The sequence below is a fragment of the Pseudomonas furukawaii genome (assembly GCF_002355475.1).
Lineage (GTDB): Bacteria > Pseudomonadota > Gammaproteobacteria > Pseudomonadales > Pseudomonadaceae > Metapseudomonas > Metapseudomonas furukawaii.
The window spans coordinates 2,479,508-2,505,885 of record NZ_AP014862.1; the positions used below are offsets into that span (position 1 = coordinate 2,479,508).

Below are 26,378 nucleotides of genomic sequence, written 5' to 3' on the forward strand. Positions count from 1 at the left end.
AACCGGCCTGGAGTGTCGCGATGCTGAAGATCTGGGGGCGAATCAATTCCACCAACGTGCGCAAGGCGCTCTGGGCCGCCGAGGAGGCCGGCGTCGCCTACGAGCGGCAGGACGCCGGCGGTGCCTTCGGCCGGGTCAACGACGCCGCCTACCGGGCCCTCAACCCCAACGGACTGGTGCCCCTGATCGAGGACCACGGCCTGGTGCTCTGGGAGTCCAACGCCATCGTCCGCTACCTGGCCGCGCGCTACGCCGCCGGCAGCCTCTACCCGGAGTCGCCGGTGCAGCGTGCCGAGGGCGACAAGTGGATGGACTGGGCCACCTCCAGTTTCGCCGGGCCTTTCCGGGATCTGTTCTGGGGCACCCTGCGCACGCCGCCGGCCGAGCGTGATCCGGCACGGATCGAGGCCGCCCTCGATCGCTGCGGCGAACTGCTGGCGATCCCCGACCGAGCCCTGGCCCAGCGGCCTTATCTCTCCGGCGAAGCCTTCGCCATGGGGGACATTCCCCTGGGCTGCTTCGCCTACGCCTGGTTCGAGATGCCCATCCAGCGGCCCGACCTGCCGCACCTCGAGGCCTGGTACCAGCGCCTGCAGGACCGCCCGGCCTACCGCAAGGCGGTGATGACGGCGCTGACCTGAGACGGGTCGGCATCGACGCGCCTGTCCGGGTTCGCCGAGCCGCCCCACTGAACCTAGGCTGATGGGCAGCGATGCGCGGTTGATTTCGCGCCCATCCGACCTTATTTAGCTCCTTCCCCATGAAGCAGACGAATCCATCATGAGTTCCGCCCTGTCCATCCGGCAGTTGACCAAGACCTACGGCAACGGCTTCCAGGCCCTCAAGGGCATCGACCTGGAAGTGGCCGAAGGCGACTTCTTCGCCTTGCTCGGCCCCAACGGCGCCGGCAAATCCACCACCATCGGCATCCTGTCCACCCTGGTGAACAAGACCAGCGGCAGCGTGAGCGTGTTCGGCCACGACCTGGACAAGGAGCCCTACGCGCTGAAGCGCTGCCTGGGCGTGGTGCCCCAGGAATTCAACTTCAACCAGTTCGAGAAGGTCTTCGACATCGTCGTCACCCAGGCCGGTTACTACGGCATCCCGGCGAAGATCGCCAAGGAGCGCGCCGAGCGCTACCTGACCCAGCTGGGCCTGTGGGACAAGCGCAATTCGGCGTCCCGCGAGCTGTCCGGGGGCATGAAGCGGCGCCTGATGATCGCCCGCGCGCTGATCCACGAGCCACGCCTGTTGATCCTCGACGAACCCACCGCCGGCGTGGACATCGAGCTGCGGCGCTCCATGTGGAGCTTCCTCACCGAACTGAACGAGCAGGGGATCACCATCATCCTCACCACCCACTACCTGGAAGAGGCCGAGCAGCTCTGCCGCAACATCGGCATCATCGACCACGGCCGCATCGTCGAGAACACCAGCATGAAGGAGTTGCTGAAGAAGCTGCACAAGGAAACCTTCCTGCTGGACCTCAAGGAGCCCCTGGAGGTGCTGCCCCAGCTCAACGGCTACCCGGTCGAGCTGGTGGATGACCACACCCTGGAAGTGCAGGTGGAGAAGAGCCAGGGCCTGACCGAACTGTTCCGGCAACTGGCGGCGCTGAACATCGACGTGCTGAGCATGCGCAACAAGTCCAATCGCCTGGAGGAGCTGTTCGTGTCCCTGGTGGAGAAAAACCTGGCGAAGGTGGCCGTATGAGTTCGGAACTGCGCGCCAACCTGGTCGCCCTGGAAACCATCGTCACCCGCGAGGTGCGCCGCTTCATGCGCATCTGGCCGCAGACGCTGCTGCCCCCGGCCATCACCATGGCCCTGTACTTCGTGATCTTCGGCAACCTGATCGGCCGGCAGATCGGCGACATGGGCGGCTTCAGCTACATGGACTACATCGTCCCCGGCCTGATCATGATGTCGGTCATCACCAACTCCTACAGCAACGTGGTGTCCAGCTTCTTCGGCAGCAAGTTCCAGCGCTCGGTGGAGGAGCTGCTGGTGTCGCCCGTCTCGCCCCACACCATCCTGCTGGGCTACACCATCGGCGGTGTGCTGCGGGGCCTGGCGGTGGGCCTGATCGTCACCTTCCTGTCGCTGTTCTTCACCCAGCTTTCGGTCCATCACATCGGGGTGACCGCGCTGGTGGTGCTGCTGACCGCGACGGTGTTCTCCCTGGGCGGCTTCATCAACGCCGTGTATGCGCGGAACTTCGACGACATCTCCATCATCCCCACCTTCGTGCTGACGCCGCTGACCTACCTGGGCGGGGTGTTCTACTCCATCAGCATGCTGCCGCCGTTCTGGCAGACGGTGTCCCTGGCCAACCCCATCCTGCACATGGTCAACGCCTTCCGTTACGGCATCCTCGGCGTCTCCGACATCAACATCGGCGTCGCCATCGCCCTGATGCTGCTGACCACGGCCATCCTCTACCTGGTGTGCATCCGCCTGCTGGTGAGCGGGCGCGGCATGCGCCAGTAAACCGGGAAACATAGCGACACAGACTGGCGTTATCCTCTTTCATGACGCCCGTGGAAGTCTGCCGAGACAGTCGGCAGACTTCATTTTCCCCTCCCTCCAGTCGCAGAGGCCCCGGATGAAGTTCCCTCGCATCGCCTGCCTGTTGTTCGGGGCGTTCGCCTCGTGGTCCGCGTTCGCCCAGGAGGCTCCCCTGGTGGAAGTGGCCGAGCCGCAACGGGCCCTGGTGCGGGACGAACTGGTGACCTTCGGTTCGCTGCGTTCCGACGAGTCGGTGATGATCCGGCCCGAGGTGGAGGGCCGGGTCGCCCGCCTGCATTTCCGTGAAGGGCAGACGATCAAGGGCGGCGACCTGCTGGTCAGCCTGGACGACGCCATCGCCCGCGCGGAACTGGCCCAGGCCCGGGCCAACCTGGACCTGGCGGAGAAGAGCTACGAGCGGGCGCGCATGCTGTTCTCCCGGGGCGCGAGCAACGCCCAGGCCCAGGACGAGGCCCAGTCCCAGCAGCAGGCCGCCCGCGCCAGCCTGGCCCTGGCCCAGGCGCGCCTGGACAAGACCCAGATCCGCGCGCCCTACGATGGCACCCTCGGCCTGCGCCAGGTGAGCGTCGGCGACTACCTCAGTGCCGGGCAGGACCTGGTCAACCTGGAAGTGCTCGACCCCTTGAAGGTGGATTTCCGGGTGCCGCAGAAGGCGGTGAGCCAGGTGAGCGTGGGCCAACCCATCGAGGTCAGCCTGGACGCCTATCCCGGCGAGCGTTTTCGCGGCGAGATCATCGCCCTCAACCCGCGCCTGGACGAAGTGGGGCGCAGCCAGGCCATTCGCGCGCAGATCGGCAACGCCGACCACCGGCTCAAGCCCGGCCAGTTCGTCAAGGTGTCGGTGATCCTCGCCGAGCGTCCCCAGGCCCTGCTGATCCCCGAGGAGGCGGTGATGCCCCTGGGGCAGCAGCTGTTCGTCAACCTGGTGGTGGATGGCAAGGTGGAGCGGCGTCCCATCAGGATCGGTCAGCGCCTGCGGGGCAAGGCCGAGGTCCGCGAAGGCCTGCAGGGGGGTGAGCAGGTCATCACCGCCGGCTGGCAGAAGGTCAGCCCGGGCCTGGAGGTCCGCACCGTGGCGCGGGGGGGCGCATGACCCTTTCCGACGTCTGCATCCGCCGGCCGGTCTTCGCCACCGTCCTCTCGCTGATCCTGGTCCTGCTGGGCCTTCTGGCCTACCAGCGGCTGGCGGTGCGGGAGTATCCCAACATCGATGTGCCCATCGTCACCGTCAACGTCATCTACCCCGGCGCCAGCCCGGAGATCATGGAGTCCCAGGTGGCCCAGCCGGTGGAGGATGTGCTGTCCGGCATCGAGGGACTCGATTTCGTGGCCTCCATCAGCCGCTCGGAGAACACCCAGATCACCGCCCAGTTCCGACTCGGCACCAACGCCGACGAGGCCGCCAACGATGTGCGGGATCGCCTGGGCCGCGTGCGCGGCCTGCTGCCGGACGAGATCAACGAGCCCATCGTGCAGAAGGTGGAGGCCGACGCCCAGCCGGTGATCTGGATCGCCTTCTACAGCGAGCGGCACTCGGCGATGGAGATCACCGATGTGCTGGAACGGGTGATCCGCGATCGGGTGCAGACCATCCCCGGCGTGTCCGAAGTGCAGATCCGCGGCGCCCGGCGCTTCGCCATGCGCATCTGGCTGGACCCGGAAAAGCTCGCCGCCCACGACCTCACGGTGCAGGACGTGGAAGACGCCCTGCGCCGGCAGAACGTGGAGATCCCGGCCGGCCGCATCGAGTCGGTGCAGCGCGAGTTCAGCGTGCTCTCGGAGACCGACCTGCGCACACCCGAGCAGTTCAACGAGCTGATCCTCAATGACCGGCGCGGCTACCTGCTGCGCCTGTCCGACGTCGGCCATGCCGAGATCGGCGCGGCGGACGTGCGTAGCATCGTGCGCTTCAAGGGGCGCTCGGCGGTGTCCCTGGGCCTGGTCAAGCAGGCCACGGCCAACCCCCTGGAAATCTCCGACGGCCTGGACGCCGCCATGCCCGAGCTGCGGGCGTTGCTGCCGGATGGCATGGAGATGACGGTCGCCAACGACAGCTCGCTGTTCATCCGCGAATCCATCGACAACGTCTACACCACCATCTGGGAAGCGGTGGTGCTGGTGATCCTGATCATCTTCCTGTTCCTCCGCTCCCTGCGCGCCACGCTGATTCCCCTGGTGACCATCCCGGTGTCGCTGATCGGCGCCCTGAGCCTCATGGTGCTGCTGGGCTTCTCCATCAATACCCTGACCCTGCTGGCCATGGTGCTGGCCATCGGCCTGGTGGTGGACGACGCCATCGTGGTGCTGGAGAACATCCACCGGCACATCGAGGAGGGCATGTCACCGATGCAGGCGGCCTTCAAGGGCAGCCGCGAGATCGCCTTCGCGGTGGTCGCCATGACCCTGACCCTGGCCGCCGTCTATGCGCCCATCGGCTTCATGCAGGGCACCTCGGGCAAGCTCTTCACCGAGTTCTCCTGGACCCTGGCGGGGGCGGTGCTGGTGTCCGGCTTCGTCGCCCTGACCCTGTCCCCGATGATGTGCGGCCACCTGCTCAGGCCCCACACGGCCCAGCATGGCCGGCTCTACAACCTGATCGAGGGCTTCCTCAACGGGCTGACCTACAGCTACCGCCATGTGCTGGAGCGGGTGCTGCGTGCCTGGAGGCTGGTGGTCCTGCTGCTGGTGGGCATCCTCGCCCTCTGCCTGCTGCTGTTCAGCGGCCTGCGCAGCGAGCTGGCGCCCACCGAGGACACCGGCACCATCGTCGGCTCCATCAACGGACCGGACGGCGCCACCATCGAGTACACCAGCCGCTACGCCAAGCAACTGGAGGAGGCCTATTCGAGCATCCCCGAAGCCAACCGTTTCATGGTGGTGGTGGGCTTCCCGACGGTGGCCCAGGGGCTGTCCTTCCTCAAGCTGGAGGACTGGGACGACCGTGAGCGCAGCCAGTTCGAGATCCGTGACGAACTCCTGCCCAAGCTGCGGGACATTCCCGGCGTCCGCGCCTTCCCCATCAACCGGCCGCCGCTCGGGCAGAGTGCGCGCAACCAGCCGGTGAACTTCGTCATCCGTTCCTCCCTGGAGTACAGCGAGCTGCAGCGGTACGTCGACCAGTTGCTGGAGCGGGTGCGCGACTACCCCGGACTGGAAAGCCTGGACAGCGATCTCAAGCTCAATTCGCCGCAGCTCAAGGTCACGGTCAACCGCGAGCAGGCGGTGGCGGTCGGAACGGATGTCGCCGCCATCGGTCGCAGCCTGGAAAGCCTGTTCGGCAGCCGCCAGGTGACCCGTTTCAAGCAGAACGGCGAGCAGTACGACGTGCTCGTGCAACTGGCCAACGTCGACCGCAGCAATCCGGAGGACCTGTACCGGGTCTACGTGCGCGGGCGCAACGACAGCATGGTGCAACTGGCCAACCTGATCGAGGTGCAGGAAACCGTCGCGCCCCGGGAGCTGAACCACTTCAACCAGTTGCGGGCGGTCACCGTCACCGCCAACGTCGGTTCCGGCCATACCCTGGGCGAGGCCCTGGACCACCTGGAAACCGTCGCCCGCGAGGTGTTCCCGCCGGACACCCAGTTCGACTACACCGGCACCTCTCGGGACTTCAAGGCGTCCAGCAGCGGCGTGGCGCTGATCTTCGCCCTGGCCCTGGTGTTCATCTACCTGGTCCTGGCGGCGCAGTTCGAGAGCTTCATCGATCCCCTGATCATTCTCTTCAGCGTGCCGCTTTCCATGGCCGGCGCGCTGCTGGCGCTGACCCTCTTCGGCGGCACCCTGAACATCTACTCCCAGGTGGGGATGGTCACCCTCATCGGGCTGATCACCAAGCACGGCATCCTCATCGTCGAGTTCGCCAACCAGCTGCTGCGCCAGGGCGTCGACCTGCACGAGGCGGTGATGGAAGCCTCGGTGAAGCGCCTGCGGCCGATCCTGATGACCACCGGCGCCATGGTGCTCGGCTCGGTGCCACTGGCCATCGCCACCGGCGCCGGCGCCGAAAGCCGCCAGCAGATCGGCATGGTCATAGTCGGCGGCCTGCTGGTGGGCACCTTCTTCACCCTGTTCGTGGTGCCGACGCTCTACCAGCAATTGCGCCGCTGGAAACCGATCCAGGTCGAGGTGCCGGCGCCGGCCTGATCTGCGCATGTCGCGGCAGCCCACTCATCCTGGGCCATCATTCGCGAAAGTATCCGTCGCCCAGGCAAACGCCGTCGTCCTGCGATCACACCCGCTGGAAGAACATCGGGTAACGGTTCACCAGCCCATCCTCGTCCAGGGTCAGCACCGCCTCGAAGCCGCCGCCGTCGAGGTTCTGGTAGAGGTAGCGGTACTCGTCCAGGCGGGTGTAGGCCTGGCGCATGCGCCGCACGCTCAAGCGCGGCGCCTCGATGAAGACCACATCGATCTCCCGGCGCTCGCCCGGGTTGAGGAAGAGGCGCCAGATGCTCGGGCTGTTGGTGAAGGGGGTGGGCCAGAGGTCCAGGTCGAGGCAGCCGGACAGTTCCGCCAGGCGCTTGCCCTCGCCGTCGGACCAGTGCAGGCCGTCGCGCCGCAGCACCAGGCTCCGACTGCCGTCGCCATCACGAACCGCGGCCTGGAAGACCCGGGGCTCCCAGCCCTTTTCGTACTCCAGGTGATAGGTCAGGCGATAGGGCTGGCCATCGTCGTCGAAGGCCACCATCCCGGCGTCCGCCCGTCGGCCTTCCAGTCGGAAGTCCTCCAGCCCCTGGGCGGGCGCCCGGGGGTTCCAGAGGTGGGTCCAGAGGGCAGTGGTTCTCATGAGGGGGCCTCCAGCCGGCATTGGCTGAGCAGTGACAAGGTTAGCAGTCGGCGAGCGGGTTCCCGTCCAGCACCAGACCCACCTGACGGATCTTCGGCAGGCGCGCCACCACCAGCTGGTGAGAGCGGGTCAGCAGGTCCCGCAGCTCGGTGTCGCCCATGGGCCAGGGCGCCTGCATGGAAATCCAGTGGGCACGGGCCAGGTAGGGCGCCGGGCGGATGCCGGGGCGGTCCAGGTAACCGAGGAAGAGCTCCGGGTGGACCTTGAAGGCCAGTCCGTCGCCGAGGAAGTCGAGGATGGCGAACATCTTGTTGCCGGCCACCGAGAACACCCGGTTGCTGCCCCACTTGAGGTCTTCGCGGGCGCCCGGCAGCTGCAGGCAGAAGGTGGCGATCTGGTCGGATGTCATGGGATTGCCTGCTCCATCAGGTTCGGGATTCGCCGCGCAGCAGCCAGAGGGAAAGCAGCACGCCGGCCACGGCCATCAGTGCGGCCACCAGGAAGGTCGCCGCGAACCCCGCGCCACCGGCGATGGCGCCCATCAGCGGGCCGGCGATGCCCAGGGCCAGGTCGAAGAATACCGCGTAGGCGCCCAGGGCCGAACTGCGGCTGGCGGCGGGGATGCGGCTGACCGCTTCCACGCCCAGGGCCGGGTAGACCAGCGACAGGCCGAAGCCGGTGAGTGCCGCACCGACCAGGGCCAGCCAGGGCGTCGGCGCGGCCCAGAGCAGGAACAGGCCGAGGCTCTCCACCGCCAGGCAGATGATGGCCACCCGGTAGCCCCCCAGGCGCTTGATGCTGCTGACGAACAGCAGGCGCGCGCCGATGAAGGCGCAGCCGAAGGCGGTGAGGCACCAGGCGGCGCCGCTCCAGCCGAGATCGGCGTAGTAGAGGGTGACGAAGGTGGCCAGGGTGCCGAAGCCGATGGAGCCCAGGGCCAGCGCGGTGCCATTGGGGGCGATGCGCAGGAAGACGTTGGTGAACGGCAGCCGCTCGCCCTGGACGATGGGCGCGGGCCGTTTGGGCCAGGCCAGCAGCAGGGCGGCGGCGCAGAGCAGGGCGATCAGGGCGCCGATGCTCCAAAGTCCCAGGCCATCCACCATCACCACGCCCAGCGGCGCACCGATGGCCACCGCGCCGTAGGAGGCGATGCCGTTGAAGGAGATCACCCGGGCCATGTTCTCCGCCCCCACCAGCCCCACGCCCCAGCTGATGGAGCCGGTGCCCACCAGGCCCTGGCCGATGCCCAGCAGCACGCGGCCGCCCAGCAGCAGCGCCAGGCTCGCCAGGGGAAACTGCGCGAGGGAGGTGGACAGCAGTGTCAGCACCCCCGAAAGGCCGCAACTGGCCAGGCCGTAGATCACCGCGCGCTTGGGTCCGAGGCGGTCCGCCAGGCTTCCGGACATGGGGCGCGAGAGCAGCGTGGACAGGTACTGGGTGCTGATGACGATGCCCGCCATCACCGAGCCGTAGCCCATGTCGTCGTGGACGTATCCGGGCAGCACGGCGATGGGCAGGCCGACGCAGAGGAAGCTGATGAAGGTGAAGAAGACGATGGAGACGATCTGCAGGGTAGGGGAGGACGCGGCCGGTTGTGGCGTGCTCATGACAGAACCTGGATTCGGAGGCGGGGCGGAACGCGGGCCATCATCCCCGACTCGGCCAGCCAAGGAAAGCGTGTCGATCACCGTTGCGGCGGCCTGGGCTCAGACGACGGTATGGCGCCCTTCGGGGAAGGCCTCGGCCAGGTGCTCGATCCAGGCGCGCACCGCCGGCAGCAGGCCGCGCCTGTGGGTGTAGACGGCCTGCAGATGCCCGCCGGGCAGGCTCCAGTCCGGTAGCAGGCGCACCAGGGCGCCGCTGCGCAGCTCGGCCTCGCAGTTCATCTGCGGCAGCATGGTGAAGCCGAGGCCGGCCAGTGCCGCGTGCTTGCGGACATCGAAGTCCTCGATGCCGAGGCGGGCTTCCAGGGCGATCTCCCGGCGCTGGCCATCGGCGTCGTAGATTGTGTGATGGATACGCCGGTCACGCTCCAGGGCGCCGAGTGCCGGTAGCCGCTGCAGATCGTCCGGGGTGCGGATGTCCTGGCCTTCCAGCAGGACGGGCGAGGCCACCAGGTAGGCCTGGGCCGGGCTCAGGTAGCGGGCGATCAGGCTGGGGTCCTCGTCGGCGGGTTCGCGCACGCGCAGGGCCACGTCCACACCTTCCTCTCGCAGGTCCACCCGGCGGTTGGTGAGGATCAGGTCGAGTTGCACCATGGGATGACGGGCGAGGAAGTCGGCGATCATTTCCTTCAACAGGGAATGGGCCAGCTCCGTCGGGCAGGACACCCGCAGCCGCCCACGGGGCTCGGCGGTCAGGCTGGCCACCGCCTCGTCCGCCTGCTCGGCTTCGGCCAGCATCGCCTGGCAATGGCGCAGGTATCGCTCCCCGACATCGGTGAGGGCGAGCTTGCGGGTGGTGCGCTGCAGCAGGCGGACGCCCAGGCGCGTTTCCAGTTCCGCGATGCGCCGGGACAGTCGCGACTTGGGAACGCCCAGTGCTCGGCCGGCGGCGGAGAAGCCACCGTGCTCCACCACCCGGGCGAAATAGAGGAGATCGTTGAGGTCTTGCATGATGTCGTCCTGCAGGTGGGCGTATCAGGGCGCCACGCGTCGCCGTCGTGGCCGGGAACTGTCCCATGGGCATCCGGCACTGAGGCCGCGCATAATTTTCGTTCTATCAGTGAGACGCTGCATCACAAAATACCCATCTAATCAGGTTTTATCGTCATGTATAGGATTGCCCCATTCCGATCGGCCGTCGCCGGTCGCCCAACTGAGGCTAATCCACATGAAACTCCTGCACCTCGACTCCAGCATCCTCGGCGACGCATCCGCCTCCCGCCAACTGAGCCGCGCCGTGGTCGACGCCTGGGTGGCCGCCGAGCCCAGCGCCCAGGTCAGCTACCGCGACCTGGCCAACGATTCCATCAGCCATCTCTCGGCCCTGAGCCTGGTCGCCGGCGGTACGCCTTCGGAGTTGCGCGACGCCGCCCAGAAGCATGAGGCCGAGCTGGGCGAAGCCACCCTGAACGAGTTCCTTGCCGCCGACGCCATCGTCATCGGCGCGCCCATGTACAACTTCACCATCCCCAGCCAGCTGAAGGCCTGGATCGACCGCATCGCCGTCGCCGGCAAGACCTTCCGCTACACCGAGAGCGGCCCGGAAGGCCTGGCGGGCGGCAAGAAGGTGGTGATCGTCTCCACTGCCGGCGGTATCCATGCCGGCCAGGAAAGCGGCCAGGCCCACGAGGACTACCTGAAGCGGGTGCTGAACTTCCTCGGCGTGACCGATATCGAGATCGTCCGCGCAGAAGGACTGGCCTACGGCGATGAGCCCCGCGCCAATGCCTTCAGCTCGGCCAGGGCGCAGATCGGCGAGCTGTTCGCCACCGCCTGATTCGCCGGCCAGAATGAGAAAGCCCCGCATTGCGGGGCTTTTTCATGGGCGTTGGGTAGAGGAACGAAACCCAACAGCGCTGGCAGGCCGCCTTCAGACGATCACGCCCTGGCTGCGCAGGTAGTCGTCGTAGGTGCCGCTGAAGTCCGTCACGCCGTTCTCCGAGAGCTCGATGATGCGGGTGGCCAGGGAACCGACGAATTCGCGGTCGTGGCTGACGAAGATCAGGGTGCCGGGGTAGTTCTCCAGTGCCAGGTTGAGCGCCTCGATGGACTCCATGTCCAGGTGGTTGGTGGGTTCGTCCATCACCAGTACGTTGGGCTTCTTCAGGATCAGCTTGCCGAACAGCATGCGGCCCTGTTCGCCACCGGAGATCACCTTCACCGACTTCTTGATCTCGTCGTTGGAGAACAGCATGCGGCCGAGGGTGCCGCGCACCAGCTGTTCGCCACCCTGGGTCCACTGGCCCATCCAGTCGAACAGGGTCACATCGTCCTCGAAGTCCTCGGCGTGGTCCTGGGCGAAATAGCCCACGTCGGCGCTCTCGGTCCATTTCACTTCACCGGACATCGGCGGCATCTCGCCCACCAGGGTACGCAGCAGGGTGGTCTTGCCGATGCCGTTGGGACCGATGATGGCCACGCGCTCGCCGGCCTCGATCTGCATGGACAGGTTCTTGAACAGCGGCGTGCCGTCGAAGCCCTGGCTGACCTTGTCCAGGGTCACCGCCTGGCGGTGCAGCTTCTTGTACTGCTCGAAGCGGATGAAGGGGCTCACGCGGCTGGACGGCTTGACCTCCTCCAGCTGGATCTTGTCGATCTGGCGGGCGCGGCTGGTGGCCTGCTTGGCCTTGGAGGCGTTGGCCGAGAAGCGGCTGACGAACTGCTGCAGCTCGGCGATCTGCGCCTTCTTCTTGGCGTTGTCGGAGAGCAGGCGTTCGCGGGCCTGTTCGGCGGCGGTCATGTACTCGTCGTAGTTCCCCGGGAACAGGCGCAGCTCGCCGTAGTCCAGGTCCGCCATGTGGGTGCAGACGCTGTTCAGGAAGTGACGGTCGTGGGAAATGATGATCATGGTGCTGTTGCGCGCCGTGAGCACGCCTTCCAGCCAGCGGATGGTGTTGATGTCCAGGTGGTTGGTCGGCTCGTCCAGCAGCAGTACATCCGGGTCGGAGAACAGCGCCTGGGCCAGCAGCACCCGCAGTTTCCAGCCAGGGGCCACGGCGCTCATGGGGCCGAAGTGCTGGTCCAGGGGAATGCCCACGCCCAGCAGCAGCTCGCCGGCGCGGGACTCGGCGGTGTAGCCGTCCATCTCGGCGAACTGCACTTCCAGTTCGGCCACGGCCATGCCGTCGTCCTCGCTCATTTCCGGCAGCGAGTAGATGCGGTCACGCTCGGCCTTCACCTTCCAGAGTTCCTCGTGGCCCATGATCACGGTATCGATCACGCTGAAGTCTTCGTAGGCGAACTGGTCCTGGCGCAGCTTGCCCAGGCGGGTGTTGGGCTCAAGCATCACCTGGCCGGCGGAGGGCTCCAGCTCACCGCCGAGGATCTTCATGAAGGTCGACTTTCCGCAGCCATTGGCGCCGATCAGGCCGTAGCGGTTGCCGTTGCCGAACTTGACGGAAACGTTCTCGAACAGCGGCTTGGCGCCGAACTGCATGGTGATATTTGCGGTGGAGATCACGGTGGAATCCTGAGCGTGGGGCGCATGTGCGCAAAAAAGGCGGGATTGTAGCGTTTTCGCCTGGGCTCCGGGGAAAAGTTACCCACTGGATGCGGCCTTTCGGCGGAAACCGCAGGACCTCCAGCCGCAGTGCACCACGCCGGCCCAGGTTGCGCGCCGACTTGCGGCCTGTCGTAAAACCGTCAACTTGCGGCCTTAGCCTGAGGCGGCTTCCACGGCACTTTTCGACGCCTTCGCGCGTCGACCCACCTTCAAGGTGCAGGCCAGCCTGATCAGTTGGCCTCTTTTTTCGGACCCCTCGCCGTGGTGCGCTTCCAGGCAGCAGGAGCCATTCATGGAGATCGCCATCCAGCAGGTCCGTCGCGACGGACGGGACGAGTGGCTGGTGGAGGCCCTGGGGCTGCGAGTGCCTTTTCGCGATCGCGCGTCGGCGCTGGCCTTTGCCCTTCGGTTGCAGGAGCGGGTGGACGCGCCCCATCGGTTGCCGGCATCCCGGCCGGTGGGATGGGGCGTTACGCGGGAATGAGGCGATCGGGCCGTCGCGGTTTGCAATCACCGGCTAAGGTTCGGGAAGGCACATGCATGCTTTTCAGGATTGGCAACCAGCGGAGATGGATTGTGAAGACAGCACGAGTATTCGGCATCCTGGCCCTGCAGGCCTTCGCGCTCGCCGCCGTGGCGGGCGAGTGGCCGGCGGCCGGAGGGGAGAAGTTCACCCGGGAATGCATCGCCAGCGCGGCGGGGCAGGTGCCCCAGGAGAAGGCGGTGGCCTATTGCAACTGCTCCAACGGCATGATGCAGGAGGCCTTTACCACCGAGCAGTTGGCGGGGGTTACCGACGGGCGCAAACCGACCCAGGAGGAACTGGCGGTGCTCACCGATATTTCTCGTTCCTGTGCCCGGGAAACCCTGAAATAGTCCCGCCATCGAATGTTCATGAACGGACCTTAGGATGGGCGAAGCGCCACGGACGGCGCCCATCCTTCAGTCGCGGAAGAACACCTGCACCAGGTGATAGCCGAACTGGCTTTTCACCGGGCCATGGACGACGCGCACGGGCTTCTTGAAGATCACCTGGTCGATCACCCGGACCATCTGGCCGGGGCGAACCTCGCCCAGGTCGCCGCCGCGTTTGGCGGAAGGGCAGATCGAGTGTTTCCGGGCCAGGACGGCGAAGTCCTCACCTTTTTCCAGGCGCTTTTTCAGCTGTTCGGCTTCCGCCTCGGTCTTGACCAGGATATGGCGGGCAAGGGCCTTGGCCATGGGATTTCCTCTTGGACTGTGGAGCGGTTCATTGTGCCAGTACCGGCCGCCGCCATACAGTTGGCCACTGCCGATCCGCGTCGCGGCGGCCCCCACCCCAGATTGGATGTACTCGTCCCATGGACCTTTCCTCGATGTTGAAAATCCTGGCCAGCCAGGATGGTTCCGACCTCTACCTGTCCACCGGCGCCCCGCCCTGCGCCAAGTTCAACGGCCTGTTGCGACCCTTGAGCACCGAGCCCTTGAAGGCCGGTGACGTGGCCCGGATCGCCGAGTCGATCATGGATGCGGAGCAGCGGGCCGAGTTCGACAAAGAGCTGGAGATGAACCTCGCCATCTCCCTGCCCAATATCGGCCGCTTCCGCGTCAACATCTTCCGCCAGCGCAACGAGGTCTCCATCGTCGCGCGCAACATCAAGCTGGATATCCCGCGCTTCGAGGACCTCAAGCTGCCGGAGGTGCTGCTCAAGATGGTCATGGAGAAGCGCGGCCTGGTGCTCTTCGTCGGCGGTACCGGCTCGGGCAAGTCCACCTCGCTGGCGGCGCTGATCGATTACCGCAACCGCAACAGCGGCGGCCACATCATCACCATCGAGGACCCGGTGGAGTACGTGCACCGGCACAAGAAGTCCATCATCAACCAGCGCGAGGTGGGGGTGGACACCCGCAGTTTCCATGCGGCCCTGAAGAACACCCTGCGCCAGGCGCCGGACGTGATCCTCATCGGCGAGATCCGCGACCGCGAGACCATGGAGCATGCCCTGGCCTTCGCCGATACCGGCCACCTGGCCATTTCCACGCTGCACGCCAACAACGCCAACCAGGCCCTCGACCGCATCATCAACTTCTTCCCCGAGGAGCGCCGGCCGCAGTTGCTCAATGACCTGGGGAACAACCTCAAGGCCTTCGTCTCCCAGCGCCTGGTGCGGACCCAGGACGGCAAGCGCCGCGCGGCGGTGGAAGTGCTGCTGGGCACCTCCACCATCAGCGACCTGATCAAGCGCGGCGAATTCCACTCCATCAAGGAGATCATGGAGAAGTCCCGGGGCCTGGGCATGCAGACCTTCGACCAGGCGCTGTTCGACCTGGTGGTGGAAGGGGCCATCCCCGAGGACGAGGCGATCAAGAACGCCGATTCGGCCAACAACCTGCGCCTGAAGCTCAAGCTCTATCGCGACGGCCCAGCCACGTCACCGGCCAGCCCGACACCGACCGCCACCCCGGCACCGGCTCCGGCCGGCTCCGAGGAGGCCGCCAACTGGGGGATGGAGCTGACCCTGGAAGACCTCCCTGAAGACGAGCCGCCGGAAGACCCGGGGCGCCGCTTCTGACCCGTGCCGCAAACGAGAAGGCCGGCTCACTGGAGCCGGCCTTCGTCTTTCGCTCAGTCCCCGCCGGGGCTGCTGGCGCTTTCCCGTTCCGGGCGAGGCGGCGTGGCGGGCGCCTCGAGCACCGAGACTTCCTCGCCATTGGCGTCGTAGAGCTTGCCGTCGAGGAAGTAGTCGCCTTCACGCAGTTTGGCGATGTCCTTCTGCCGCAGGAAGCGTCGCTCGGTGCCCGCGACGAACACCGACTGCCGGTCCGAGTTGCCCACCTTGAGGTGGTTGAACAGCAGGTTCAGCGCGATGGCCATGATGGCGGCCGAGCTGATGCCGGAGTGGAAGATGGTGGCGAACCAGCTGGGGAAGTGCTCGTAGAAGGCCGGTGCCGCGATCGGGATCATGCCGAAGCCGATGGAGCTGGCGACGATGATCAGGTTCATGTTGTTGCGGTAGTCCACCCGTGACAGCGTGCGGATGCCGCTGGCGGCCACGGTGCCGAACAGCACCACGCCGGCGCCGCCCAGCACCGAGGAAGGCACGGCGGCGATGATCCGGCCCATCAGCGGCAGCAGGCCCAGGGTGACCAGGATCAGCCCGCCGGTGGCCACCACGTAGCGGCTCTTCACCCCCGTGACCGCCACCAGGCCGACGTTCTGGGCGAAGGCGCTCTGGGTGAAGGAGCCGAGCAGCGGCGCGATGGAACTGGAGATCATGTCGGCGCGCAGTCCATTGGACAGGCGCTGCGAATCCACCTTGGTGCCGATGATCTCGCCCACGGCCAGGATGTCCGCCGAGGTTTCCACCATGGTCACCAGGATCACGATGATCATGGACAGGATGGCCGCCACCTCGAACACCGGCACGCCGAAGCGCAGCGGCTGCGGATAGGCGAAGACGGGCCCGTCGAACACCCGCGAGAAATCCGCCATGCCGAGGGAGGCGGCGATCAGGGTGCCGATCACCATGGCCAGCAGGATCGACAGGCGCGAGATGCTGGCGCTGCCCAGTTTGCTCAGCAGCAGCACCACCGCCAGGGTCAGCGCGGCCAGGCCCACGTTGGCCATGCTGCCGAAGTCCTCGGCGCGGCTGTTGCCGCCCATGGCCCAACGGGCCGCGACAGGCATCAGGGTCAGGCCGATGGTGGTGATGACGATGCCGGTGACCAGCGGCGGGAAGAATTTGGTGATCCGCGAGAACACCGGGGTGATCAGCAGGCCGATCATGGAGGCGGCGATTACCGCGCCGAGGATGGTGGGCAGGCCGCCGCCACCGCCATGGGTCGCGAGGATCGCCACCATGGTGGACACGCCGGCGAAGGACACGCCTTGCACCAGGGGCAGCTGGCAGCCGAAGAAAGGCAGGCCCAGGGTCTGAAGCAGGGTGGCCAGGCCGCCGACGAACAGGGAGGCCGTGATCAGCAGGCCGATGTCCTCGGGCGACAGGCCAGCGGCCTGCCCGATGATCAGCGGCACCGCGACGATGCCCCCGTACATGGTGAGCACGTGCTGCAGGCCGTAGGCCAGGTTGGCGCCGACGCCGAGACGCTCGTCTTCGGGGCGCTGGCCGGTGACCTGGGGCTGGGAGGATGAAGTCATGGCGGAAGTCTCTCTCGTTGTTGTTGTGTACCGGTCGTGGCAGGTTTGCCACGGTTCGGCCGCAAAACTGTATACAACTTATGGGCGATGACTCCGTGATCAGAACTTTCACTGCGCTGTATGGGTGGATTCGTACATTTCTGTGCCTATCTCCGTACCCAAGGCTGACCCTAGATTGACGTTACGTCCACCTGGCAGCCGATCCGGAGACCCTGCATGCGCATCGCGGTACTCACCTTCGAGGGTTTCAATGAACTGGATTCCTTTGTCGCCGCCGGTGTCCTGAACCGGTTGCGCGGGCAGGGCTGGCTCGCGGAAATCACCGCGCCGACGGCCTCCGTTACCTCGATGAACGGTGTTCGCGTCCAGGCCCAGCAGCCCCTGGAATTCGCCAACGAAGCCGATGTGGTGCTGTTCGGCAGCGGCATCCTGACCCGCGATATCGCCCGCGACAGCGCCCTGCTGGCCCGCCTGCGGCTGGACCCGGCGCGCCAGCTGGTGGGCTCGCAATGCTCGGGGGCACTCCTGATGGCCCGGCTCGGTTTGCTGGGCGGCATTCCGGCCTGCACCGACCTGACCACCAAACCCTGGGTGATCGAGGCGGGCGTCGAGGTGCTGGACCAACCCTTCTTCGCCCGCGGAAACCTCGCCACCGCCGGTGGTTGCCTGTCGGCGCCGTACCTGGCGGCCTGGGTCATCGCCCGTCTGGCCGGGGAGGCGGCCTGCGCCGAGGCGCTGCATTACGTGGCGCCCGTGGGGGAGAAGGCGTTCTTCGTGGAGCGGGCGCTGGGGGTGATCAGACCGTATCTGTAGGCCAGGCTTCCCGCAGCCGGCAGCGCAGGTCAGCTTCTCAGCTCGGCAAGGTCCCGGAACAGCTCCAGCGCCTGCGGATTGGCCAGGGCATCGGTGTTCCTCACCGGGCGACCGTGCACCACATTGCGCACCGCCAGCTCGACGATCTTTCCGCTGAGGGTGCGGGGAATGTCCGCCACGGCAATGATCTTCGCCGGCACATGGCGCGGCGTGGTGTTGGCGCGTATCACCTGGCGGATGCGTTCCCGCAGCCCGTCGTCCAGCGTCACGCCCTCGCGCAGCCGCACGAAGAGCACCACCCGCACGTCGCCCTCCCAGTCCTGGCCGATGGCGATGGACTCCAGCACATCCTCCACCTTCTCCACCTGCCGGTAGATCTCCGCCGTGCCGATGCGCACGCCACCGGGGTTGAGCACGGCATCGGAGCGGCCATGGATCACCAGCCCGCCGTGGGGCGTTTCCTCGGCGTAGTCGCCGTGGGCCCAGATGCCGGGAAAGGTCTCGAAATAGGCGGCGCGGAATTTCTCGCCGTCTGGGTCGTTCCAGAAACCCACCGGCATGGATGGGAAGTGCCGCGTGCACACCAGTTCGCCTTTCTCGCCGAACAGCCGCCGGCCGTCCTCGTCCCAGACCTGCACATCCATGCCCAGGCCCTTGCACTGCAGCTCCCCGCGCCAGACCGGCAGCACCGGGTTGCCCAGGGCGAAGCAGGAAATGATGTCGGTGCCGCCGGAGATGGAGGACAGGCAGAGCTCTGCCTTGATGTCGCGATAGACGTACTCGAAGCTCTCGTGGGACAGCGGCGAGCCGGTGGACAGCACCGCCTTGAGCCGCTCCAGGCGGTGGCTCAGGCGGGGTCTGATACCGGCCTTCTCCAGGGCGGCCAGGTACTTGGCGCTGGTGCCGAAGAGGCTGATGCCCTCGGTGTCCACCAGGTCCATCAGGCGTTCCGGGCCGGGATGGAAGGGCGAGCCGTCGTAGAGCACCAGGGTGGCGCCCAGGGCCAGGCCCGACACCAGCCAGTTCCACATCATCCAGCCGCAGGTGGTGAAGTAGAACAGCGTGTCGCCGGCCGTCAGGTCACAGTGCAGGCCATGTTCCTTCACATGTTGCAGCAGGGTGCCGCCGGTGCCGTGGACGATGCACTTGGGCACACCGGTGGTGCCGCTGGAGTAGAGGATGTAGAGCGGGTGCTCGAAGGGCACCGGGGTGAAGGCGGGGTCGCCTCCGGGCTGGTAGAAGGCGCTCCACAGGGTGACTCGCGCCGGGGTGCTGAAGTCCTTCGGCTCCGCCTCGGGACGGGAGTAGGGCACCACCAGCAGGTGTTGCAGCGAGGGCATCCGGCCGAGGATTTCATTCAGCTTGGCGGTCAGGTCCAGGTTCTTGCCGGCGTAGCGGTAGCCGGCGGCGGCGATCAGCACCTTGGGCTCGATCTGCCCGAAGCGGTCGATCACCCCCTGGGTGCCGAAGTCCGGCGAACAGGACGACCAGGTGGCGCCCAGGCTGGTGGCGGCCAGCATGCCCACCACCGTCTCCCAGGTATTGGGCATGAAGGCCGCAACCCGGTCGCCGAGGCCCACGCCGGCGGCCTTCAAGCTGTGCTGCAGCCCGGCGACATGGGCCGCCAGGTCGCGATAGGTCAACTGCATACGGCTGCCATCCTCGGCGACCGCCACCAGGGCGATCTGGTCGTCGCGGCGGCGCAGCAGGTGTTCGGCGAAGTTCAGGGTGGCGCCGGGGAACCAGTGGGCGCTGGGCATGGCGGCGCCTTCCTCCAGCACGGCGCGCGGTGGGGTGTCGAAGCGGATATCGAAGGTGTCGACCATGGCCTCCCAGAAGGCCTCGCGATGATCCAGGCTCCAGGCGTGCAGGGCCGGGTAGTCCGGCAGCGCCAGGCCGTGGCGCTGGGCCACCCGGCGGCGGAAGGCATCCAGGCGGGTGGCGGCGACCCGCTCCGGGCTGGGGGTCCACAGGGGCTGGTCCATCGGGGCGTCCTCCTGATTACTGTTCGGGCGTCCGGTCGTTATTCAGCATAGGCGGTGGGCAGGCCGACGCGTTTCCAGTCCCGGATGTGCAGCAGCACGTCGCACATGGCCTGGGCGGCGCTGGAAAGCTCGTGGTCGGCCAGCCGGAACAGCCCCACGCGGCGTTCCAGCTGAGGGCTGCCCAGCGCGACGCAGTGCGCGCCGAGCTCCTGCATCTGCTGGATGCACAGGCTGGGCACCGCGCTGACCCCCAGTCCCTGGGCCACCATGCGGCCGATGGTGGACAGCTGGTGGCTCTCGAAGGCCACCGGCAGCTTGCCGTGGTCCGCCGCGACGAGTTCCTCCAGCATCAGCCGCACCGTGGACGGCCGTTGCAGGGTGATGAAGGGCTGCTCCAGCAGCTCCGCCCAGGTCAGTTCGGAACGTTGCGCGAGCGCGCAGTCCGCCGGCACCACGGCGACGAAACGATCGGTATAGAAAGGCGTGAAGGCCAGCCCCTCGAGGTTCTCCGGCTCGAAGGCGATGCCCAGCTCCACGCGCCGGTTGCGCACCATCTCCAGCACCTGCTCGTTGATCACGTCATGCACCGCCACGTTCACCTTCGGGTGCCGGTCGCGGAAGGCCTTCAGCGCCACCGGCAGCAGGTTGCCGGCGAAGGAGGGCATGGCGGCGATGGACACCTTGCCCAGCTGCAGGGTGAAGTGCTGGCGCAGCAGCTCCTCGGTGTTGTCCCAATCGGCCAGCAGGCGGCGGGCGATGGGCAGCAGCGTCTCGCCTTCCGGCGTCAGGGCCACGCTGCGGGTGGTGCGCACCAGCAACTGGCCGCCGAGGGATTCCTCCAGGTTCTTGATCGCCAGGGAGAGGGCGGGCTGCGAGAGGTGCAGGCGCTCGCAGGCCTGGGCGAAGCTCAGGCTCTGGGCCACGGCGAGGAAGGCGCGCAGTTGCTTGATGGTCATTTATTTGTAAACCGGATTAATGCAAAGGAAAAACAAACTTAACAAATCAGTCTCCGGGCGAGAAGCTCTGCCTCACCCCAACGGCGTACCCCGCCGCTCCCCATAACGACAAGAGGCGCAAAGCATGAGCGGACTCGACAAGCGCGTAGGCTCCTACGAAGAGGCCCTGGCCGGGCTGACCGACGACATGACCATCCTGGCCGGGGGCTTCGGCCTCTGCGGCATCCCGGAAAACCTGATCGCCGAGATCCGCCGCCGTGGCGTCAAGGGCCTGACCGTGGTCTCCAACAACTGCGGCGTCGACGGCTTCGGCCTCGGCGTGCTGCTGGAAGAGCGCCAGATCCGCAAGATGATCGCCTCCTACGTCGGCGAAAACGCCCTGTTCGAGCAACAGCTGCTGTCCGGCGAACTGGAAGTGGAACTCACCCCCCAGGGCACCCTCGCCGAGCGCCTGCGCGCGGGCGGCGCCGGCATCCCGGCCTTCTTCACCGCCACCGGCTACGGCACTCCGGTGGCCGAAGGCAAGGAAGCCCGTGAGTTCGACGGCCGCCACTACATCATGGAGCGTGGCATCACCGGCGATTTCGCCATCGTCAAGGGCTGGAAGGCCGACCATTTCGGCAACGTGATCTACCGCCACACGGCGCAGAACTTCAATCCCGTGGTGGCCACCGCCGGCCGCATCACCGTGGTGGAAGTGGAAGAGATCGTCGAGCCCGGCGAACTGGACCCGGCGCAGATCCACACCCCCGGCATCTACGTGGATCGCATCATCTGCGGGACCTTCGAGAAACGCATCGAGAAACGCACCGTTCGTTCCTGACCCGCACAAGAAGAATTCGAGGAAACCGACATGGCACTGACCCGCGAACAGATGGCCCAACGCGTGGCCCGCGAACTCAAGGATGGCTACTACGTGAACCTGGGGATCGGCATCCCCACCCTGGTGGCCAACTACGTCCCCGAAGGCATGCAGGTGATGCTGCAATCCGAGAACGGCCTGCTGGGCATGGGCGCCTTCCCCACCGAGGAGGAAGTGGACGCCGACATGATCAACGCCGGCAAGCAGACCGTCACCGCCGTCAAGGGCGCGTCGATCTTCTCCTCCGCCGACTCCTTCGCCATGATCCGTGGCGGCCACGTCGACCTCACCGTACTGGGTGCCTTCGAGGTGGACGTGCAGGGCAACATCGCCTCCTGGATGGTCCCCGGCAAGCTGGTCAAGGGCATGGGCGGCGCCATGGACCTGGTGGCTGGCGCCGACAACATCATCGTCACCATGACCCACGCCTCCAAGGACGGTGAGTCCAAGCTGCTGGAGCGCTGCTCGCTGCCGCTGACTGGCGCCGGCTGCATCCGCAAGGTGCTCACCGACCTGGCGTACCTGGAGATCGAGAACGGCACCTTCATCCTTCGCGAAACCGCTCCGGGCGTGAGCATCGCCGAGATCGCCGAGAAGACCGCCGGCCCGCTGATCGTTCCGGACGACGTGGTCGAAATGCGCTTCTGATTGCTCTGCCGCGCCGGAGGAGGCCACCACGCATGGCGCTCCTCCTGCGCGGTTTTTTGTTGTCGGGCCCGCCTGGATATTCGCGTGTGCCCGATCCGCAGGATGGGTTGAGCGGAGCGATACCCGTCATCCGTCGGCGATCCCGTAGCGATGCCGACGCAACTCGCAGGAGTTCCAACATGCAAGACGTCGTCATAGTCGCCGCCACCCGCACAGCCATCGGCAGCTTCCAGGGCAGCCTGGCCAACATCCCGGCACCGGAGCTGGGCGCGGCGGTGATCCGCCAGCTGCTGGCCCAGACCGGCCTTGCCGGCGAGCAGGTCGATGAAGTCATCCTCGGCCAGGTGCTCACCGCGGGCAGCGGCCAGAACCCGGCGCGCCAGGCCGCCATCCTCGCCGGCCTGCCCCACGCCGTGCCGGCCCTCACCCTGAACAAGGTCTGCGGCTCCGGCCTCAAGGCCCTGCACCTGGGCGCCCAGGCCATCCGCTGCGGCGACGCCGAGGTGATCATCGCCGGTGGCCAGGAGAACATGAGCCTCGCCCCCTACGTCATGCCCGGCGCCCGCACCGGCCTGCGCATGGGCCACGCCAAGCTGGTGGACACCATGATCCAGGACGGCCTCTGGGACGCCTTCAACGACTACCACATGGGCATCACCGCCGAGAACCTGGTGGAGAAGTACGGCATCGGCCGCGAGCAGCAGGACGCCTTCGCCGCCGCCTCCCAGCAGAAGGCCTGCGCCGCCATCGAGGCCGGCCGCTTCAATGACGAGATCACCCCGATCCTGATCCCGCAGAAGAAGGGCGAGCCGCTCGCCTTCGCCACCGACGAGCAGCCCCGCGCCGGCACCACCGCAGAAGCCCTGGCCAAGCTCAAACCGGCGTTCAAGAAGGACGGCAGCGTCACCGCCGGCAACGCCTCCAGCCTCAACGACGGCGCCGCCGCCGTGCTGCTGATGAGTGCCGCGAAGGCCAAGTCCCTGGGCCTGCCGGTGCTGGCGCGCATCGCCGGCTACGCAAACGCCGGCGTCGACCCGGCGATCATGGGCATCGCTCCGGTCTCCGCCACCCGCCGCTGCCTGGAGAAGGCCGGCTGGAGCCTCCAGGACCTGGACCTGATCGAAGCCAACGAAGCCTTCGCCGCCCAGGCCCTGTCCGTGGGCCAGGAGCTGGGCTGGGACGCTGGCAAGGTCAACGTCAACGGCGGCGCCATCGCCCTCGGCCACCCCATCGGCGCCTCCGGCTGCCGCGTGCTGGTGACCCTGCTGCACGAGATGATCAAGCGCGACGCGAAGAAGGGCCTCGCCACCCTCTGCATCGGCGGCGGACAGGGCGTGGCCCTGGCCATCGAACGCTGATCCCGCTCTGAACGACAACGCCGGCCCTGGGCCGGACAGGGGCCACCTTCATTGTAGGAGCGAGCTTGCTCGCGAACCGCCTTCCGTTCGCGAGCGAGCTCGCTCCTACAGCGCGATCACCTCGTCCGCTATGGCCCTGGGAGCCTCCCGGTGCGTGATCATGATCAGGGTGCCCACCCTGGATCTCAGGAGCGCCAGTACCCGGGACTCGGTTTCGCCATCCAGTGCCGAAGTCGGCTCATCCAGAATCATCACCTCTTTCCTGCGGATCAGGGCCCTGGCGATGGCGATACGCTGACGCTCGCCACCTGAGAGCTGCCGAGCCTCGCTCCCCAGGACCCTGTCCAGGGGACTGGAGCCGTCTTCGCAGGTGAAATCGAGGCTCAGGGCATCGAGAATGGACAGCAGCTCTCCATCAGCCGCCGGCTCCTCGGTGCCGTAGAGCAGGTTATCTCGCAGGGTCCCCAGGAAAACGAACGGATCCTGCGATACGACGCTGACGCGATTCAGGATGGTTGTCGGCGAGAGCCGGGCCACTTCCGCCCCCCGTGAAGCTGATCATTCCGTCGTAGCCGCGACTCAATCCGAGCAGGGCGTTGATAAGGGTCGTCTTGCCGCTGCCGGTGGGGCCGCAGACCGCATAGGTCTTTCCGATCTCAATCCTGAAGCTCAGCGACGCGCCTTTGCTCGTCCTGTAGGAGCGGACGTCGAACAGGATGCTTTCATCCTCGATACGTGCCGACCCGGTATCCGTGTTCGCGAGGTCGACATACTTCAGGCCTGACTCAAGGGCCAGATAGTCGCGTTTCAGGCCAACCAGGGAGCTGGCGACAACCGCAAACGGCGTCGTCAGCTGGACCACATAGGAGGCGACCATGACAAAGTCGCCCACTCCGAATATCCCTAGGATCGTCATATGCGAAGACGCCAGCGTAAAACTGAGCAGTACCAGGCCAATGGCGACGACCTGGGTACCCAGCAGGACTGCCGTCCTGGTATTCGCGCCGAACAGGGCGGTGGCGTATCGATTGATGATGGGCCTGAGCTTCCGCGACTCCTTCTCCGCAGACAGGTTGATGCTGATCTCGAGGTTGGCGTCCAGTTTCTCCACCAGGAATGCCGATAGCTCGTTCGTCGCTTCGAAGGTTCTCTGATAAACATCCCGTGTTTGCTGAGATACCCAGAGTGCAACACAGAACAGACCGACCATTGCGAGGAGAAAGAGCACGGAGAACAGTGCGCTGGTCGCATTCCAGAGAATCAGGAACACAAAGACAAACTCGAACAGCATTGGCGTCAATGTCCAGAAAACCGTCTGGTTGATCTGGCCGAAGCTGCTCATCGACCGGTCGAAGTCCGAAAGGACTTCACCTTTGGAAAGGGCCTGGCGCTGGTGAAAGGGAATGCTGAGCAGGCACTTGAACAGCGTGCGATAGAAGGCAGTGTCGCAGCGAACCATCACATGGGATGTCGCGATGCTCTTGAGCCACTCCATAGCGTTGCAGACCGTCCATGAGCACGCATAAGCCGCCACGAACAGGAAGACGGTAACCGCTTCGGCATCGGTTCGGCTCAGCAGGTCGGCGGCCTCCCGCAAGAGGAGTGGAACCAGCGCACTGAGGAAGGAAAGCAGCAGCGTGGCCAGGAACACCAGACAGAAGTCTCTCCCGAAGGTCGAGTATCCCTCTCGTACCATTCTCAGGGCCCTGGCATAGGGAATCGCGAAGTCATCGCGGAGCGCTTTCATCGGATTGGCCGTCCCGAACTCAAAGGATGAAAACCGGCCGCGCAGAGCGGGCCTTTGGTAGCGGCGATACCTGCAAGGCAGGTCAGCGGCTGGAGAGTGTCGGTTTGGGCTGGGACCAGTTAAAGGCGTGTGCCGTCGATTCGGATCAGTCAGGGTTAAGACTTCGAGTCTTCGGAGTATCGGGGTGGGGGATTCCTACAGGGCAGGTCCGCGAGCCTGCTCCGCCGAGCCGTTCCGCTTCGCGGGACGAGCTGGAACGAATCGCCAGGTGCCACCTTCATCGTAGGAGCGAGCGTGCTCGCGAACCGGTTTCCGTTCGCGAGCGAGTTCGCCTACAGGAGGTCAGCCAGCGCGTGCCAGGATCGCACGGGCCACGCGGGAGCCGTTGTCCTTGCCGAGCACAGCGCAGATGCGCTGGCCGGCGGCGGCGAGTTTGTCGAGGTCGATGCCCGTCTCGATGCCGAGGCCGTTCATCAGGTAGAGCACATCCTCGGTGGCGACGTTGCCGGTGGCGCCCTTGGCGTAGGGGCAACCGCCGAGGCCGGCGACCGAGCTGTCGAACACGCTGATGCCTTCCAGCAGGCTGGCGTAGATGTTCGCCACGGCCTGGCCGTAGGTGTCGTGGAAGTGGCCGGCCAGCTTGTCACGGGGGACCTGGGCGCCCACCACCTCGAACAGGTGGCGGGTGGCGCCGGCGTTGCCGGTGCCGATGGTGTCGCCCAGGGACACCTCGTAGCAGCCCATGGCGAAGAGTTCGGCGGCGACAGCGGCGACCTGTTCGGCCGGCACCTCGCCCTCGTAGGGGCAGCCCAGCACGCAGGAAACGTAGCCCCGCACGCTGATGCCCTGGGCCCTGGCGGCCTCCACCACGGGCACGAAGCGCGCCAGGCTCTCGGCGATGGAGCAGTTGATGTTCTTCTGCGAGAAGGCCTCGGAGGCGGCGGCGAACACCGCGACCTCCTTGACGCCGGCTTCCAGGGCCGCTTCGAAACCCTTCATGTTCGGTGCCAGGGCGGCGTAGGTGACGCCCGGCTTGCGCTGGATCTGCGCGAAGACCTCGGCGGAGCCGGCCATCTGCGGCACCCATTTGGGCGACACGAAGCTGCCCACCTCGACGTAGCCGAGGCCGGCGGCGGTCAGGTCGTCCACCAGGCGCACCTTGTCGGCGACGCTGATGGGCTGCTTCTCGTTCTGCAGGCCGTCGCGGGGGCCGACTTCGACCAGGCGGACCTTCTTGGGAATCGTCATTGCGTCATCTCTCGGATTCATGGGGGTCAGGGCGTGATGGTATTCGCTTCGCTCGCGGAACGCCGCCCGACCCATCCTGCGGGTTTCGGACCTCGTCCCGGCGTAGGGTGGGCATCGCTTTTCATGTCCACCAGCGGTGC

The 26,378-nt window shown here is 66.4% G+C and carries 25 protein-coding genes; 13 read left to right on the top strand and 12 right to left on the bottom strand.

Going from position 1 to position 26,378, the window contains the following annotated elements; translation table 11 throughout:
• Positions 1 to 20 precede the first annotated feature (20 nt).
• The 5 genes from KF707C_RS11595 (at position 21) to KF707C_RS11615 (ending at position 6,674) form a co-directional block, all read left to right on the top strand.
• Complete coding sequence (locus KF707C_RS11595) at positions 21 to 641, top strand: glutathione S-transferase family protein (protein ID WP_003449790.1); 621 nt, start codon at positions 21 to 23, stop codon at positions 639 to 641.
• A 139-nt stretch (positions 642 to 780) separates the two neighbouring features.
• A complete protein-coding gene (locus tag KF707C_RS11600) occupies positions 781 to 1,713 on the top strand; it encodes an ABC transporter ATP-binding protein (RefSeq protein WP_003449789.1) in 933 nt (310 codons plus the stop codon).
• Positions 1,710 to 2,489, top strand: coding sequence for an ABC transporter permease (locus KF707C_RS11605; protein ID WP_003449787.1), 780 nt, complete (start codon positions 1,710 to 1,712; stop codon positions 2,487 to 2,489). The genes KF707C_RS11600 and KF707C_RS11605 overlap by 4 nt, the downstream gene beginning before the upstream one ends.
• Before the next feature lie 115 nt (positions 2,490 to 2,604).
• Positions 2,605 to 3,621, top strand: a complete 1,017-nt coding sequence (locus KF707C_RS11610) for an efflux RND transporter periplasmic adaptor subunit (protein ID WP_003449784.1) — start codon at positions 2,605 to 2,607, stop codon at positions 3,619 to 3,621.
• Positions 3,618 to 6,674, top strand: a complete 3,057-nt coding sequence (locus tag KF707C_RS11615; RefSeq protein ID WP_003449783.1) for an efflux RND transporter permease subunit — start codon at positions 3,618 to 3,620, stop codon at positions 6,672 to 6,674. The genes KF707C_RS11610 and KF707C_RS11615 overlap by 4 nt, the downstream gene beginning before the upstream one ends.
• Before the next feature lie 85 nt (positions 6,675 to 6,759).
• On the opposite strand, the gene KF707C_RS11620 is transcribed toward KF707C_RS11615, so the two are convergent.
• The 4 genes from KF707C_RS11620 to KF707C_RS11635 all read right to left on the bottom strand — a co-directional run bounded on the left by KF707C_RS11620 (position 6,760) and on the right by KF707C_RS11635 (position 9,932).
• Positions 6,760 to 7,317 carry a putative glycolipid-binding domain-containing protein gene (locus KF707C_RS11620; protein WP_003449780.1) on the bottom strand — a complete coding sequence of 186 codons (558 nt, stop codon included), beginning with the start codon at positions 7,315 to 7,317 and terminating at the stop codon, positions 6,760 to 6,762.
• A gap of 40 nt (positions 7,318 to 7,357) precedes the next feature.
• On the bottom strand, positions 7,358 to 7,726 hold the full coding sequence (locus KF707C_RS11625; protein WP_003449778.1) for an MmcQ/YjbR family DNA-binding protein: 369 nt from the start codon (positions 7,724 to 7,726) through the stop codon (positions 7,358 to 7,360).
• A 16-nt stretch (positions 7,727 to 7,742) separates the two neighbouring features.
• Positions 7,743 to 8,924 carry an MFS transporter gene (locus tag KF707C_RS11630; protein WP_003449777.1) on the bottom strand — a complete coding sequence of 394 codons (1,182 nt, stop codon included), beginning with the start codon at positions 8,922 to 8,924 and terminating at the stop codon, positions 7,743 to 7,745.
• Positions 8,925 to 9,023: 99 nt separating this feature from the next.
• Entirely contained in the window at positions 9,024 to 9,932 is a 909-nt protein-coding gene (locus KF707C_RS11635; RefSeq protein WP_003449776.1) for a LysR substrate-binding domain-containing protein, read from the bottom strand.
• A 217-nt stretch (positions 9,933 to 10,149) separates the two neighbouring features.
• Here KF707C_RS11635 and KF707C_RS11640 point away from each other — a divergent pair, with 217 nt between their 5' ends.
• A complete protein-coding gene (locus KF707C_RS11640; RefSeq protein WP_003449775.1) occupies positions 10,150 to 10,758 on the top strand; it encodes an FMN-dependent NADH-azoreductase in 609 nt (202 codons plus the stop codon).
• A 93-nt stretch (positions 10,759 to 10,851) separates the two neighbouring features.
• Here the strand turns inward: KF707C_RS11640 and KF707C_RS11645 are convergent, their stop codons facing one another.
• On the bottom strand, positions 10,852 to 12,441 hold the full coding sequence (locus KF707C_RS11645; protein WP_003449774.1) for an ABC-F family ATPase: 1,590 nt from the start codon (positions 12,439 to 12,441) through the stop codon (positions 10,852 to 10,854).
• 334 nt (positions 12,442 to 12,775) lie between these two features.
• Between KF707C_RS11645 and KF707C_RS11650 the strand changes: the two genes are divergently transcribed.
• Together KF707C_RS11650 and KF707C_RS11655 are read left to right on the top strand one after the other, a co-directional pair.
• Positions 12,776 to 12,967: a hypothetical protein gene (locus tag KF707C_RS11650; RefSeq protein WP_003449773.1), complete on the top strand. Its 192-nt coding sequence runs from the start codon at positions 12,776 to 12,778 to the stop codon at positions 12,965 to 12,967.
• Positions 12,968 to 13,059: 92 nt separating this feature from the next.
• On the top strand, positions 13,060 to 13,359 hold the full coding sequence (locus tag KF707C_RS11655; RefSeq protein ID WP_003449772.1) for a hypothetical protein: 300 nt from the start codon (positions 13,060 to 13,062) through the stop codon (positions 13,357 to 13,359).
• A 66-nt stretch (positions 13,360 to 13,425) separates the two neighbouring features.
• Here the strand turns inward: KF707C_RS11655 and KF707C_RS11660 are convergent, their stop codons facing one another.
• Positions 13,426 to 13,704, bottom strand: coding sequence for a peptidylprolyl isomerase (locus KF707C_RS11660; protein ID WP_003449771.1), 279 nt, complete (start codon positions 13,702 to 13,704; stop codon positions 13,426 to 13,428).
• A 119-nt stretch (positions 13,705 to 13,823) separates the two neighbouring features.
• Here KF707C_RS11660 and KF707C_RS11665 point away from each other — a divergent pair, with 119 nt between their 5' ends.
• Entirely contained in the window at positions 13,824 to 15,035 is a 1,212-nt protein-coding gene (locus KF707C_RS11665; RefSeq protein WP_003449770.1) for a PilT/PilU family type 4a pilus ATPase, read from the top strand.
• Between the two features lie 53 nt (positions 15,036 to 15,088).
• Here the strand turns inward: KF707C_RS11665 and KF707C_RS11670 are convergent, their stop codons facing one another.
• Entirely contained in the window at positions 15,089 to 16,621 is a 1,533-nt protein-coding gene (locus tag KF707C_RS11670) for a nucleobase:cation symporter-2 family protein (RefSeq protein WP_003449769.1), read from the bottom strand.
• 216 nt (positions 16,622 to 16,837) lie between these two features.
• Here KF707C_RS11670 and KF707C_RS11675 point away from each other — a divergent pair, with 216 nt between their 5' ends.
• Positions 16,838 to 17,434 carry a DJ-1/PfpI family protein gene (locus tag KF707C_RS11675; protein ID WP_003449768.1) on the top strand — a complete coding sequence of 199 codons (597 nt, stop codon included), beginning with the start codon at positions 16,838 to 16,840 and terminating at the stop codon, positions 17,432 to 17,434.
• 29 nt (positions 17,435 to 17,463) lie between these two features.
• Here the strand turns inward: KF707C_RS11675 and KF707C_RS11680 are convergent, their stop codons facing one another.
• Both KF707C_RS11680 and KF707C_RS11685 read right to left on the bottom strand, forming a co-directional pair.
• Positions 17,464 to 19,419 (bottom strand): acetoacetate--CoA ligase, encoded by a 1,956-nt coding sequence (locus tag KF707C_RS11680; RefSeq protein WP_003449767.1) that lies wholly within the window; start codon positions 19,417 to 19,419, stop codon positions 17,464 to 17,466.
• 38 nt (positions 19,420 to 19,457) lie between these two features.
• Complete coding sequence (locus tag KF707C_RS11685) at positions 19,458 to 20,375, bottom strand: LysR family transcriptional regulator (protein ID WP_003449765.1); 918 nt, start codon at positions 20,373 to 20,375, stop codon at positions 19,458 to 19,460.
• A 124-nt stretch (positions 20,376 to 20,499) separates the two neighbouring features.
• Here KF707C_RS11685 and KF707C_RS11690 point away from each other — a divergent pair, with 124 nt between their 5' ends.
• The 3 genes from KF707C_RS11690 (at position 20,500) to KF707C_RS11700 (ending at position 23,243) form a co-directional block, all read left to right on the top strand.
• Positions 20,500 to 21,198, top strand: a complete 699-nt coding sequence (locus KF707C_RS11690; RefSeq protein ID WP_003449763.1) for a CoA transferase subunit A — start codon at positions 20,500 to 20,502, stop codon at positions 21,196 to 21,198.
• 30 nt (positions 21,199 to 21,228) lie between these two features.
• Entirely contained in the window at positions 21,229 to 21,885 is a 657-nt protein-coding gene (locus KF707C_RS11695; protein WP_003449762.1) for a CoA transferase subunit B, read from the top strand.
• 179 nt (positions 21,886 to 22,064) lie between these two features.
• Positions 22,065 to 23,243 carry an acetyl-CoA C-acetyltransferase gene (locus KF707C_RS11700; protein ID WP_096368017.1) on the top strand — a complete coding sequence of 393 codons (1,179 nt, stop codon included), beginning with the start codon at positions 22,065 to 22,067 and terminating at the stop codon, positions 23,241 to 23,243.
• 105 nt (positions 23,244 to 23,348) lie between these two features.
• On the opposite strand, the gene KF707C_RS29940 is transcribed toward KF707C_RS11700, so the two are convergent.
• The 3 genes from KF707C_RS29940 to KF707C_RS11715 form a co-directional block, all read right to left on the bottom strand.
• A complete protein-coding gene (locus tag KF707C_RS29940) occupies positions 23,349 to 23,780 on the bottom strand; it encodes an ATP-binding cassette domain-containing protein (RefSeq protein ID WP_036992077.1) in 432 nt (143 codons plus the stop codon).
• Positions 23,692 to 24,990, bottom strand: coding sequence for an ABC transporter transmembrane domain-containing protein (locus tag KF707C_RS11710; protein ID WP_003449975.1), 1,299 nt, complete (start codon positions 24,988 to 24,990; stop codon positions 23,692 to 23,694). Before KF707C_RS11710 ends, KF707C_RS29940 begins: the two co-directional genes overlap by 89 nt.
• Positions 24,991 to 25,332: 342 nt before the next feature.
• Positions 25,333 to 26,238: a hydroxymethylglutaryl-CoA lyase gene (locus KF707C_RS11715; protein ID WP_036992079.1), complete on the bottom strand. Its 906-nt coding sequence runs from the start codon at positions 26,236 to 26,238 to the stop codon at positions 25,333 to 25,335.
• Positions 26,239 to 26,378 lie beyond the last annotated feature (140 nt).

What these genes read in the sequence shown, in the direction of transcription:
- KF707C_RS11595 (WP_003449790.1), top strand. Translation starts at nt 21, where the DNA reads ATGCTGAAGATCTGGGGGCGAATCAATTCCACCAACGTGCGCAAGGCG.
- KF707C_RS11600 (WP_003449789.1), top strand. Translation starts at nt 781, where the DNA reads ATGAGTTCCGCCCTGTCCATCCGGCAGTTGACCAAGACCTACGGCAAC.
- KF707C_RS11605 (WP_003449787.1), top strand. Translation starts at nt 1,710, where the DNA reads ATGAGTTCGGAACTGCGCGCCAACCTGGTCGCCCTGGAAACCATCGTC.
- KF707C_RS11610 (WP_003449784.1), top strand. Translation starts at nt 2,605, where the DNA reads ATGAAGTTCCCTCGCATCGCCTGCCTGTTGTTCGGGGCGTTCGCCTCG.
- KF707C_RS11615 (WP_003449783.1), top strand. Translation starts at nt 3,618, where the DNA reads ATGACCCTTTCCGACGTCTGCATCCGCCGGCCGGTCTTCGCCACCGTC.
- KF707C_RS11620 (WP_003449780.1), bottom strand. Translation starts at nt 7,317, where the DNA reads ATGAGAACCACTGCCCTCTGGACCCACCTCTGGAACCCCCGGGCGCCC.
- KF707C_RS11625 (WP_003449778.1), bottom strand. Translation starts at nt 7,726, where the DNA reads ATGACATCCGACCAGATCGCCACCTTCTGCCTGCAGCTGCCGGGCGCC.
- KF707C_RS11630 (WP_003449777.1), bottom strand. Translation starts at nt 8,924, where the DNA reads ATGAGCACGCCACAACCGGCCGCGTCCTCCCCTACCCTGCAGATCGTC.
- KF707C_RS11635 (WP_003449776.1), bottom strand. Translation starts at nt 9,932, where the DNA reads ATGCAAGACCTCAACGATCTCCTCTATTTCGCCCGGGTGGTGGAGCAC.
- KF707C_RS11640 (WP_003449775.1), top strand. Translation starts at nt 10,150, where the DNA reads ATGAAACTCCTGCACCTCGACTCCAGCATCCTCGGCGACGCATCCGCC.
- KF707C_RS11650 (WP_003449773.1), top strand. Translation starts at nt 12,776, where the DNA reads ATGGAGATCGCCATCCAGCAGGTCCGTCGCGACGGACGGGACGAGTGG.
- KF707C_RS11660 (WP_003449771.1), bottom strand. Translation starts at nt 13,704, where the DNA reads ATGGCCAAGGCCCTTGCCCGCCATATCCTGGTCAAGACCGAGGCGGAA.
- KF707C_RS11665 (WP_003449770.1), top strand. Translation starts at nt 13,824, where the DNA reads ATGGACCTTTCCTCGATGTTGAAAATCCTGGCCAGCCAGGATGGTTCC.
- KF707C_RS11670 (WP_003449769.1), bottom strand. Translation starts at nt 16,621, where the DNA reads ATGACTTCATCCTCCCAGCCCCAGGTCACCGGCCAGCGCCCCGAAGAC.
- KF707C_RS11675 (WP_003449768.1), top strand. Translation starts at nt 16,838, where the DNA reads ATGCGCATCGCGGTACTCACCTTCGAGGGTTTCAATGAACTGGATTCC.
- KF707C_RS11680 (WP_003449767.1), bottom strand. Translation starts at nt 19,419, where the DNA reads ATGGACCAGCCCCTGTGGACCCCCAGCCCGGAGCGGGTCGCCGCCACC.
- KF707C_RS11685 (WP_003449765.1), bottom strand. Translation starts at nt 20,375, where the DNA reads ATGACCATCAAGCAACTGCGCGCCTTCCTCGCCGTGGCCCAGAGCCTG.
- KF707C_RS11690 (WP_003449763.1), top strand. Translation starts at nt 20,500, where the DNA reads ATGAGCGGACTCGACAAGCGCGTAGGCTCCTACGAAGAGGCCCTGGCC.
- KF707C_RS11695 (WP_003449762.1), top strand. Translation starts at nt 21,229, where the DNA reads ATGGCACTGACCCGCGAACAGATGGCCCAACGCGTGGCCCGCGAACTC.
- KF707C_RS11700 (WP_096368017.1), top strand. Translation starts at nt 22,065, where the DNA reads ATGCAAGACGTCGTCATAGTCGCCGCCACCCGCACAGCCATCGGCAGC.
- KF707C_RS11710 (WP_003449975.1), bottom strand. Translation starts at nt 24,990, where the DNA reads ATGAAAGCGCTCCGCGATGACTTCGCGATTCCCTATGCCAGGGCCCTG.
- KF707C_RS11715 (WP_036992079.1), bottom strand. Translation starts at nt 26,238, where the DNA reads ATGACGATTCCCAAGAAGGTCCGCCTGGTCGAAGTCGGCCCCCGCGAC.